11 protein-coding genes and 1 other annotated feature are annotated in these 10,825 nt (G+C 50.7%); of the genes, 4 read left to right on the top strand and 7 right to left on the bottom strand.

Features of this window, described 5'->3' with window-relative positions:
* From ACLTD4_RS30965 to ACLTD4_RS30985, 5 genes are all read right to left on the bottom strand, one after another.
* The coding region (locus tag ACLTD4_RS30965) for a polysaccharide deacetylase family protein (protein ID WP_412331835.1) at positions 1-394 on the bottom strand (394 nt) is incomplete at its 3' end.
* Positions 391-1,494: an MGDG synthase family glycosyltransferase gene (locus ACLTD4_RS30970; RefSeq protein WP_055655766.1), complete on the bottom strand. Its 1,104-nt coding sequence runs from the start codon at positions 1,492-1,494 to the stop codon at positions 391-393. The genes ACLTD4_RS30965 and ACLTD4_RS30970, both read right to left, overlap by 4 nt.
* 88 nt (positions 1,495-1,582) lie before the next feature.
* Complete coding sequence (locus ACLTD4_RS30975) at positions 1,583-2,995, bottom strand: sensor histidine kinase (RefSeq protein WP_117622798.1); 1,413 nt, start codon at positions 2,993-2,995, stop codon at positions 1,583-1,585.
* On the bottom strand, positions 2,988-3,680 hold the full coding sequence (locus tag ACLTD4_RS30980; protein WP_117622799.1) for a response regulator transcription factor: 693 nt from the start codon (positions 3,678-3,680) through the stop codon (positions 2,988-2,990). Before ACLTD4_RS30980 ends, ACLTD4_RS30975 begins: the two co-directional genes overlap by 8 nt.
* A gap of 29 nt (positions 3,681-3,709) precedes the next feature.
* Positions 3,710-4,219 (bottom strand): cysteine hydrolase family protein, encoded by a 510-nt coding sequence (locus tag ACLTD4_RS30985; protein WP_002600102.1) that lies wholly within the window; start codon positions 4,217-4,219, stop codon positions 3,710-3,712.
* 151 nt (positions 4,220-4,370) lie between these two features.
* Here ACLTD4_RS30985 and ACLTD4_RS30990 point away from each other — a divergent pair, with 151 nt between their 5' ends.
* Complete coding sequence (locus tag ACLTD4_RS30990; protein WP_055655760.1) at positions 4,371-4,808, top strand: hypothetical protein; 438 nt, start codon at positions 4,371-4,373, stop codon at positions 4,806-4,808.
* 103 nt (positions 4,809-4,911) lie between these two features.
* Here the strand turns inward: ACLTD4_RS30990 and ACLTD4_RS30995 are convergent, their stop codons facing one another.
* Positions 4,912-6,297 (bottom strand): ISNCY family transposase, encoded by a 1,386-nt coding sequence (locus tag ACLTD4_RS30995; protein ID WP_055657671.1) that lies wholly within the window; start codon positions 6,295-6,297, stop codon positions 4,912-4,914.
* Between the two features lie 189 nt (positions 6,298-6,486).
* Positions 6,487-6,730 (top strand) — a binding site (T-box leader).
* A gap of 72 nt (positions 6,731-6,802) precedes the next feature.
* Here ACLTD4_RS30995 and ACLTD4_RS31000 point away from each other — a divergent pair.
* The 3 genes from ACLTD4_RS31000 to ACLTD4_RS31010 are packed head-to-tail and all read left to right on the top strand — an operon-like array spanning position 6,803 to position 9,583.
* Complete coding sequence (locus ACLTD4_RS31000) at positions 6,803-7,903, top strand: ABC transporter substrate-binding protein (RefSeq protein ID WP_117623712.1); 1,101 nt, start codon at positions 6,803-6,805, stop codon at positions 7,901-7,903.
* Positions 7,904-7,929: 26 nt separating this feature from the next.
* On the top strand, positions 7,930-8,817 hold the full coding sequence (locus ACLTD4_RS31005; RefSeq protein ID WP_181988753.1) for an ABC transporter permease: 888 nt from the start codon (positions 7,930-7,932) through the stop codon (positions 8,815-8,817).
* Positions 8,810-9,583 (top strand): ABC transporter ATP-binding protein, encoded by a 774-nt coding sequence (locus tag ACLTD4_RS31010; protein WP_117623710.1) that lies wholly within the window; start codon positions 8,810-8,812, stop codon positions 9,581-9,583. The genes ACLTD4_RS31005 and ACLTD4_RS31010 overlap by 8 nt, the downstream gene beginning before the upstream one ends.
* Before the next feature lie 120 nt (positions 9,584-9,703).
* On the opposite strand, the gene ACLTD4_RS31015 is transcribed toward ACLTD4_RS31010, so the two are convergent.
* Positions 9,704-10,825, bottom strand: a 1,122-nt coding sequence (locus ACLTD4_RS31015; RefSeq protein ID WP_412331836.1) for a diguanylate cyclase domain-containing protein, incomplete at its 5' end; no start/stop codon positions are given.

Below are 10,825 nucleotides of genomic sequence, written 5' to 3' on the forward strand. Positions count from 1 at the left end.
ATTCGCTTCCGGTGCGAAAATCTTTCCTCGTGTGCAGATAGCCTCTCACCATGGCGTTCTGATGGTCCATGGAATGAAAGCCCACCACATGGCCTTCGGACAGCATGCGGTCGATCAGCGCTTCCTCTTTTACCGCCTCTCTGGTCACCACAAAGAAAGCCGCCTTCACCTCCTCCTCCTTTAAAAGGTCGAGGAGCCGCCCGGTATAATCCGGATCGGGACCGTCGTCAAAGGTGAGCATTACCGTCCCGGGAACTCCGGTTCTTCGCAGCACCGCCGGATTTCTGTGTTTATGATACAAGGACGGAATCACGGAATGCACTGCAAATCCGCCGACCAGCAGTCCGAGGGCTGCGGCCAGTCTGCTCCATTTCCATTTTCTGCTCCATTTCATCCCGTACATAACGCTCCTTCCGGTCCTTCGATCAGGGCGAGCACCTGGCCAATTACGGTCTGGTCGTACTCTCTCTTCAAACGGTCTACATTTGCCTTCATGGCGTCCAGAAGCGTATCATCCTGAACGATCTTGCTGATCTCCCGGACACAGTCCATGGGATTTTTCTCCAGTATCATCCCGATACCGCGGCCCACGATAAAGCCTGTGTTGTTGATCTCCTGCTGGAGAAACGGCTCAAATACCAGCAGAGGCGTTCCCGCATGAATCGTCTCAAACAGGGTGATTCCGCCCGGCTTCGAGATCACCACATCGGCCTCCTGCATATAGCGGTACACCTCGTTGGTAAACCCGATCACATCGATATTCTCGTATTTCCCGTGAAGCTTCTTATAGATTTCCTGATTCTTTCCCGTGATCACCGTAACCCGGATGTGACCGGAAGCGTTCAGTTCCTCGTAGAATTCATTGCTTTCAGGCAGAATTCCGAGACCGCCGCCCATGATCAGGATGTGCTTCTTCCCATCCCTCTCTTCCGGCCGCTCTTCCCCGTAATCGAATTCCGGCCTGACCGGGATTCCGTAGACGTAAATCTTCGTTTCCTCTACGCCCTTTTCCGTCAGCTTCGTCCGCACCATGCGGTCGGGAACGAGGTAGCAGTCTGTGGCGCCGTTGATCCACTCGGAATGGCTGCTGATGTCCGTAATGCACGTGATTAACGGCATCCGGCTGCCTGTCACCGCCTTATACCAGGACATGATCTGGGAACAGAGGGGCAGGGTTGAGATGACCGCATCCGGCTGTTCCTCCTCCAGCAAATTTTTTATTTTCTTTAAAAACCATGGAAGAAAAACCGGTTTCAAATCCGGTCCCTTGCGTTCCATATGATTATAATACTTATTATACGTTCCGCTGCAGTGAGTGACCATAACGCCAAAGGCGTGATAAACCTTGTCGGAATAATAAGGCATTGCATACTCAAAAATATCGCGGATCACGATGTCAGCCTCGGGATTCACCCTCGAAACACGCTCTGCCAGCGAAAAAGCGGCAGAATAATGGCCCATACCAAATTTTCCAGTCAAAAAAAGAAGCTTCATATCCGCACCTCATTTCATTCTTCTTTATCCTGGTTTTAGTATGAGCCATAAATCTTTAGAAACGGCTGTAAAATTTCTGAAATTTTCTTCAGAAATTCTTATCATGACTGCTGTTTTTTCTTTTTGAAACAGAAAACTGCTCCTCGTTCCATTCTTTTTCCGGAAGCTTCATCGATGTGTGATAACGATAATCATGGCTTTCGTAAGTAAAGCTGCCTCCCATCTTTTCAATCATCTGTTCCGACGCCTTGACGCCGATTCCGTAGCTTTCCACCTCGATCTCCTCGTCCCGTATGGGATTCTCGATGTTCAGGCAGACGAAGCCGTCTGAAAGCCTGACCTCCACGGACACGATGCCGTCTCTGCGCGCGTATTTTTCGATATTCGTTCCAATATTATTCAGAACGCGTTTTAACTGGACCACATCGGTCTCCACCGCAAACGGCGTCTCAATCTCGTAGCGCACCTCCGTCCGGAAGCCGTGTTCCTCCAGGGACTCCGTCAGATCACCGATCAGCTGCCCGAACAGCTCATTTCCATCGTACTCCTCATTTTTCAGGGAAAAACGGTCTCCTGTGGCATAGGAATAGCTGAATAAATCGTCCATCAGGTTCTTCATATGGTATGCCTGGCGCTTCGCCTTCTCCATATAGAGGACAGACTCATCCGCCGTGCATTTGCCGGCCGTAATCAAATCCAGGTAGAACAGAACCGAAGTGAGCGGTGTCCTGATATCGTGGGACAGGGCTGTCACGATCTCGCTCCGCTCCTTTTCAATCCGGTCCTTTTCCTCGATCTCCTTGTGCAGGCTTTCACTCATCTGGTTGATGCTGTCTGCCAGGGAATAGAGTTCATCCCGGCCTTTTAAGGGAATTTCGTACCCTCTGGAGCCGGTCTCCAGGATGTGGATCCCCTTCTCGATCTGACGGATATACGCCAGCTTTTTCTGAAGCAGCACGAGGAATACCACGACGAAGCAGACCGCGCTCATACCCGCTCCCAGGACGAGAATCAGTGTCCGGAACCTGGCCTCAAAGTAGGCCCGGATCAGGATCTCCCCATCCCCGTCGGCAAACTTCACCGGATAGGTAACTGCTGTCCCGTGGCGGTATAAATACCCGTACTGAAACCCCGGGTGCTCGTCCTTAAGCTCGGTCTTCAGCTTCTCATTATCCCGGTCCATGGTATTATAGTAGATGCGGTCCCGCTGATATACCGTCAGGAACACATACCAGTTCTCGGAATTCCAGTCGCCGATGGTCTCCCCGTCTCCGATCTCCACATGATTTTCCGTGACGAAATCCTGAAATTCCTCTGCCAGAAGCTTCGTATGCCGCTCATAATAGTTCTTCTGGTCCGTCATCATGCCGGCCAGAAGCCCCATGGCGTTCGTCACCGCCACATAGCAGAGAAAGGCGGCCGCCGCTGCGATCACCACATCATACAGCGTGGCAAGGCTTAAACGCGTGGGATTCGCCATTTTCTTAAGGAAATTATTCAATATAATACCCCCGCCCCCACATGGTCTTTATGTATTCCGGATTCTGCGGGTCCTTCTCGATTTTCCTCCGCAGATTCCTGATGTGGACCATCACATTGTTGTTGGCGGAGTAAAAATACGGTTCATTCCAGACGCTCTCATAGATATTCTCCGAGGAAAAGATCTTTCTCCGGTTCTTTAACAGGAGGACGAGAATGCAGTATTCCCTGGAGGTCAGATTCACATCACGGCCTTCCACGGTCACGGTCCGCGTGTCCTGATCCACGGAAAGGTCCCCCAGCACCAGACGGTTGTCCGGCGCAGAGAAGCTCTTTCCCTGGTAAACGAGATACCGCCGCAGAAGCGATTTACATCTGGAAAGAAGCTCCGAATAGGAAAAGGGCTTCGCCAGATAATCGTCTCCTCCCGCCGAGAAGCCCATGGATTTATCGGAATCCTGGGTGCGGGCCGTTAAAAACAGGATGGGCGCCATGGACTTTTTCCTGATCTCGGAGCATGCCACGTAGCCGGACTTGACCGGCATCATCACATCGAGAATAATTAAGTCGATGGTATCGTCCGCCAACATGACCGCTTCCTCCCCGTCTCCCGCCGTCACCACCTCGTACCCTTCTCCGGTCAGAAGTATCTGCAGAATCTCGATGATCTCCTCGCTGTCATCCGCAATCAATATTCGCTGTGCCATCGCGCAGACCTCCTTTCCCGATCCGCCGCTTACTGCACGGCAATGTGGCACATCTTCATCGCGTTTAAGGCATTTTCATGGCTCTCCGGCGAGACTCCCGCACAGCATGAGGAATCCACGAGAACCGGAACCTCCGGGATCGCCGCCTTCACCAGCAGCGCGTTGGAGATGACGCAGATATCCGTACAGACTCCGATCAACATGACAGACTCATACGGCCGTTCCTGAACGTATTCCATGAGGGCGGTGCTTCCAAAGGTATTCTTCTCAAACCGCTTCCCCTGAAATTCCTTTAAGGCGGAATCCAGCTCCCAGCCATCGGTGCCCCTGATACAGTGGGGAACCGGCAGATTCTTTCCTTCCTGGGTCTCCATATACTTTTCATCGTGGGTGTCCAGCGTGAAAATCACATCCTCTCCCGCCGCCTGATACTCCTCGATCATCTTTTTTACATTGGGCACAATCGCCTGCGCCTCGGGACTTCCCAGCGCGCCGTCTATAAAATCCTTCTGCATGTCCACAACAATTAAGAGCTTCATTTGTCAAACCTCCATTTTTACAGATATTTGCTTTAGTTTACCACAATTTAATATCCTTAGGAAGATATTTCCTCGATTTTTCCCGCAGGCCGTAGTATACTGAAATCAGAAACGGCTGCTGCCGTAACGAACCAGAAAGAAGGATATAAGTATGGAAGAGAAAAAAAATCCCTTTGCCTCCCTGTCGGACAAAGAACTGGAGGCCATGTTAAAAAGGCTGGAGGACTCCAACGAGCGCCAGGCCTCCTACGCGAAAAAGCAGTACCGGATGTCCCAGATTACCGCGCTGGCCAGCATTCTGATCCTTGCCATCGTCATCTATACCTCTGCAACCATCATCCCCCGTGTCAACCGGCTTTTCGACGATGTGGAGACGGTGATGGACAGCGTGAACGTAGTGGCAAAAGAGCTGGAGGAGGCGAATTTGGGCCAGATGGTAACGGATATCGACAATCTGGTAACCTCCAGTGACCAGAGCGTGAAGGAAGCCCTCCGGCAGATTAATTCCGTGGATATCAAGACACTCAACCAGGCGATTCAGGACTTATCCAACTTAATCAGCCCGCTGGCGCGCTTTTTCGGAAAATAGAGGAAATACGAAGGAATTTAAAAATAGTTGTGTAAAGCAAAAATGAAAATGTCCTGAAAAAAGTGCATTATTAGCACCGGCGCCGCCGGTGCTTTTTTCTGTTTTAATAGCGATTGGCAGAGAGCTCCATTTCGATCCGATGTGGCTGTTTTTGAGCAAACCTTATAAACGTGCTGCGTCTCCATGGATGGCTCATAGGGGGAATATAGCGTTTCTTTGGTTTTTCCCTGGGGATTTCAGGTGCAAATGCCCGGGAGGTTTTCTCGTACTCGGGGACTTCTTCCAGCACCAGCACGGTATTCTCGTTGACAATGCAGAACAGCTGCCCATCAAATGCCTGGATTACCATAACCTTTGTCCCTTTCAGGTAATGTACCTGCCTTCCACTTTTATCTAACATACGATAATGGGTTTTATCCTTTTGAATGCAATGGCCGGCATCCACCACCCGTTCGGTGAGAATGGCAAGGGTCAGGTTGATTTTTTCCTGATCGGGTTGCTTTTCAAAGACAGATTTGATACCATTAAGGGGAAGAGCAAACTCAGCGTTATATTTGGCGATATAGGAACGAAGAAATTCGTTAGCTGCGTTGATCTCTGTAATGCCTGCCAGTCGTAACTCGACTGGCAGTCTTGATTGTAAGGTCTTAAACATACGCTCCACACGCGATTTTGCCTGTGGAATACTGCTGCATTCCAGCTCTACACCGAATTGCTTACAGGAATAAGCAAACTGCGTGTAGGTATCCTCTGCCAGTTCGGTACGGTTCTTCTGCCTGTATTCAAAAACGGTTCTGCGGTCTGTGAAAAAGCCATAAGGAATGCCATACGCAGTGAGTATCTGATGAAACAGGTGGTAGTAGGCATTCAGGGTTTCCTGTGTATCAAAATACGCAGCTGTAATCCGGCCGGTGCAGTCATCTACAGCGATGTGGAGATGTGTGACAGAACCACCGAACCATTCATGAGGAGAAGCATCCATCTGTTCCTGTTCGCCAAAGAAAGCCTTCCGTGGTTTTCGTGTATGTGCATCTTCCACAGCAACGAGATTTTTTTGGATTTCGACGGCTTCTTTGTGGGAAGCCGTCTTTTGTACCGCCTTTAAATGAGCAGAAATACGTTTCTGCTTTGCTTTTGTAACCATAGGGGATAAGATGTAATGTTCTTCCAATATCGATTGAATTGTGGTTGTAGAAACAAGAATGCCTTCCCGCTCCGCAAGCAGCTGCGTAAAATGAGTAAAATTGGCATCAAAGTATTGTTCCTGATAAAGAGAGACGATACGTTTTCTGATATCCTCAGAGAGAGCTGTGGCTGGTTTGCGCCCCCTGTTGCCATGAACAAAGAAAGCTTTTCCCTGTTCTTTATATCCTTTCATCATACGGTTAATCTGCCGTCTGGAAACAGACAGTTTCAGAGCGGCGTTATCCTTATTCCCGCTGGTTTCCACAAGTTTCTTAATAATCTCGTATTTTTCCTGTTCCTTCATCCGAAGTTTAATCTCCTTAATTGTCCTGAACCTCCTGCGTTATAAGCTGTGAGGTTATTATAATACAATTTGAGGACATTTTCATTTGTGGTTACTTAGGACATTATCATATTTGGTTTATAAATACGAAGGAATTTAAAAATAGTTGTTGACAAATCCACTTTGACGCCTTAATATAATAAGCAATAAAATAAACCGTTGAAAAAGAGGAGTAAGCTATCCCGCAATATTTCAGAGAGTCGCCGCCGGTGTGAGTGCGATATAGAGCAGACAGCTGAATGGACTTTTGAGGGCGGTCCTGAACCATCAGGTAAGTAGGGACCGACGGAGACCACAACCGTTATCTTCGTGGCATATATGTTAGTATATGAAAAGCGGACTTCTATGGAAGTCAATTTGAGTGGCACCGCGGATTTGTTAATTCGTCTCAAGTATGTTTTTAAAACGTACTTGGGACTTTTTTATGTTTAAATTAAAATATATGATCCATGAGGAGGAAACAATTATGAAAAAATCAATGAAAGCAATCTTACTCGCAGCGATGACGGTAACCGCACTCGCGGGCTGTTCTTCCAAACCGGCGGATCCGACGACCGCCGCCACCGAGGCTGTGACGACCACTGCCGCCGATTCCGCGGCCGACACCGCCGCCGATACGACAGCCGCAGAAGGCGCCGATTCCGAAGACGGCAAGTCCTACACCATCGGCATCGGCCAGTTCGCGGAGCACGGCTCTCTGGACAACTGCCGCGAAGGCTTTTTACAGGGACTGGCAGACGAGGGAATCATCGAAGGCCAGAACTTAACCATTCTCTACGAAAATGCACAGGCGGACGGCGGAACAGCCAGCCAGATTATCAATAATTTCATCTCCAAAAAAGCCGATTTAATCTGCGCCATTGCGACTCCGATTGCACAGGCTGCCTACGGCGGAGCGAAGAAAGACAACGTTCCTGTCATCTACACGGCTGTAACCGATCCGGTTGCCGCGGCGCTTGCAAACGAAGACGGAACACCTGTCGGCGAAGTAACCGGCACCAGCGACAAGCTTCCGGTAGAGAAGCAGTTAGAGATGATCCGGAAGATTCTTCCGGACGCGAAGAAGATCGGCATTCTCTACAGCACCAGCGAAGTAAACTCCGAAACCGCCATCGCCGAATACAAGGCCGCAGCTCCAGATTACGGATTTGAGATCGTGGAAGGCGCAGTAACCTCCACCGCCGATATTCCGCTGGCTGCCGACAGCATTCTAGAAAAAGTGGACTGCTTAAACAACTTAACCGACAACACAGTCGTAAGCTCTCTCCCGATGATCTTAGACAAAGCCTCCAAGAAAAACATTCCGGTATTCGGAAGCGAGGTGGAGCAGGTCAAGATCGGCTGCCTGGCTTCCATGGGTCTCGATTACGTAGATTTAGGAATTCAGACAGGTAAAATGGCCGCCAAAGTGTTAAAGGGCGAAAAGAAGGCCAGCGAGATGAACTTCGAGGTGATCGAGGAAGCGGCATTCTACGGCAACAGCAAGGTGGCCGGGAACCTGGGCATCACACTTCCGCAGGAATTAACGGATTCCGCGGCTGCTATCTTTGACGAAATTACACAGTAATATACTACTTCTCCTGGAGGAAAGCTATCATGTCAATCATACTTGGCGTTTTTGAAGAAGGCCTGGTCTATGCCATCATGGCACTGGGCGTCTATATCACATATAAGATTCTGGACTTTCCGGACTTATCCGTGGACGGAACATTTCCGCTTGGCGGAGCCGTAACGGTCACACTGATACTGGCCGGGGTTAATCCGGTACTCACGCTGTTCGCCGCATTTGCGGCCGGCGTCCTGGCCGGATGCGTGACGGGGTTCATTCACGTAAAATTAAAGGTCCGGGACCTGCTGTCAGGTATCATTGTCATGACCGCCCTCTACTCCGTCAACTTAAGAGTTGCGGGTAAATCTAACGTACCGATCTTTAACAGCGATTCGATCTTTGAAAATGAATTTGTAAGCCGTATTTTTCCGGCCAGCATCAGTAATTTCACCGTCGTGATCATTCTCGCCGTGATCGTAATCCTGGTAAAGCTTTTGCTGGACCTCTATTTAAAGACACGGTCCGGCTACCTGCTCCGGGCAGTCGGCGACAACGACACGCTGGTTACCTCTCTTGCCAAAGACAAGGGTATGGTAAAAATCGTGGGGCTGGCGATTGCCAACGGCCTGGCCGCTCTGGCCGGGTCCGTCTACTGCCAGCAGAAGGGCTTTTTTGAGATCAGCATGGGTACCGGCACCATCGTCATCGGCCTGGCAAATGTTATCATCGGTACGAAGCTGTTCAAACGTGTGGGCTTTGTCAAATCCACAACGGCTGTCGTCATCGGCTCCATCATTTACAAGGGCTGCGTCTCTCTCGCTATCTATATGGGCATGGAGGCCTCCGATTTGAAACTGATTACGGCCGCGCTGTTCCTCGTCATACTCGTACTCAGCAACGGCAGGGAAAAGAAGGTGAAGAGTCATGCTTGAATTAAAACAGATCAATAAATACTACAATCAGGGAACCGTCAACGAGATGTGCCTCTTCGAGGACTTCAGCCTGACCATCAAGGACCGCCAGTTCGTCTCCGTGGTCGGAAGCAACGGCTCCGGCAAGACTTCCATGTTAAATATCATCTGCGGAAGCATTCCGTTGGACAGCGGACGCATCATCATCGGCGGGAAAGATATCACCAGCATGCCCGAATACAAGCGTCAGCGCCGCATCGGCCGCGTTTACCAGAATCCGGCCATGGGAACGTGTCCGCATATGACAATCCTGGAGAATATGGCTCTGGCCGACAACAAAGGCAAGCCCTTCAATCTCCTTCCGGGTACGAACCGCCAGCGAATCAATTACTATAAGGAACAGCTTCATTCTCTCGGACTGGGTCTGGAAGATAAGCTGCATGTAAAGGTCGGCGTACTCTCCGGCGGCCAGCGCCAGGCCATGGCGCTCTTAATGTCCACCATGACTCCCATCGAGTTTCTGATTCTCGATGAGCATACAGCCGCTCTGGACCCTAAGACAGCCGAGGTCATCATGGAGCTGACGGACCAGATCGTAAGGGAAAAGAACTTAACCACGATCATGGTAACCCACAATCTGCGCTACGCCGTGGAGTACGGCGACCGCCTGATCATGATGCATCAGGGCAGCGCCATCATCGACTCTGCAGATGAAGACAAGGCTTCTCTGAAGGTGGACGATATTCTGGACAGATTCAATGAGATCAGCATCGAATGCGGAAACTGATCTCTATTCCAGAAATGACTTTCTTCTAAATAAAAGCTTATCATCACAAAAAAATACCGCTGCCAGAGGAATCTTCTCTTTAAAGAATTCTTCCGGCAGCGGTATTTTCTGTATTTCCTTTTAATCCGGCCTTTCCAGGATCATTATCTCTTCCTCTTCCCCATAGAACGCGATCTGGTTCTTGCCCCGTCCTTTTGCCATATAGAGCGCCTCATCCGCGTGTTTATAGAGTAACTCAAACGTATTCCCGTCACGGGGGCCGAAGGCGATCCCAATGCTGATGGACACGATGCGTTCCTCTCCGTTCAGCGTCAGGGCGTATACCTGGCGGCGTACCTCCTCCGCCCGGAAGCTGGCGCACTCACAGTTCGGTATGTGATCCAGGAATACGATAAACTCATCGCCTCCGAACCGGGCAATAAAATCGTCCGACCGGAACGCACCCGAGAGAATCCGCGCCATCTTCTTTAAGACCGCGTCCCCCTCCTGATGGCCGTATTTGTCATTGATCTCCTTGAAGCCGTCTAAATCCAGCATGATCAGACAGGACAGGCTGTCCTCATTTTTCAGAGCCTGCTCCACCTTCTCTTCAATATTCCTTCTGTTGTAGAGACCTGTCAGCGGATCCCGCTCTGAAGAATACATCAGCTCCATCTTCCGCTTCGTCTCCTCATCCACATCCCGCACATAGGCGAACGCCACCGGATTTCCCGAGACCGGCTCCGTCAGCAGGGAAATCGTACACGTCATCCATTTATAGTCCTCCGAGCCCGGATACGTCGCGCGAAACAGCTCCTTTTGCTCCCTCTCTCCGGTATAATAAGCTGCCAGCATCCGGTTGGCCTGCATCTGCCCGGCGATCCTGTCATGATCCGCCGGATGGATGTAGCGGCACATATTCTCGATGAACCTTCCGCTGTACAGAAAGCCCTTGCCGCCTTCCAGCCAGTCTTTTCCATGAATGGTGCAGGCCATCACCTGCTGCCTCACGAGGTCCACGGACCACATGGCGACCGCCTCCGAGAGAAGCGCCGCACGGTACTGCTCCTCCTGGGCGAAACGCCTCCGGATCCGCCGTTCCTCCGTAATGTCCTCCAGCGTTCCGATAGCCTTGGCCACCTCGCCCTTACCGCCTCTCACCGGAGTCACGGACAGCCGGAAATACGTGTCCTCCGAAAAGGAGGTTCCGCCCGCAAATTCCAGCGGCCCCGGTTCCCTGCCCTCGGCGATCCTCTTTAAGAT

The organism is Hungatella sp., assembly GCF_046966825.1.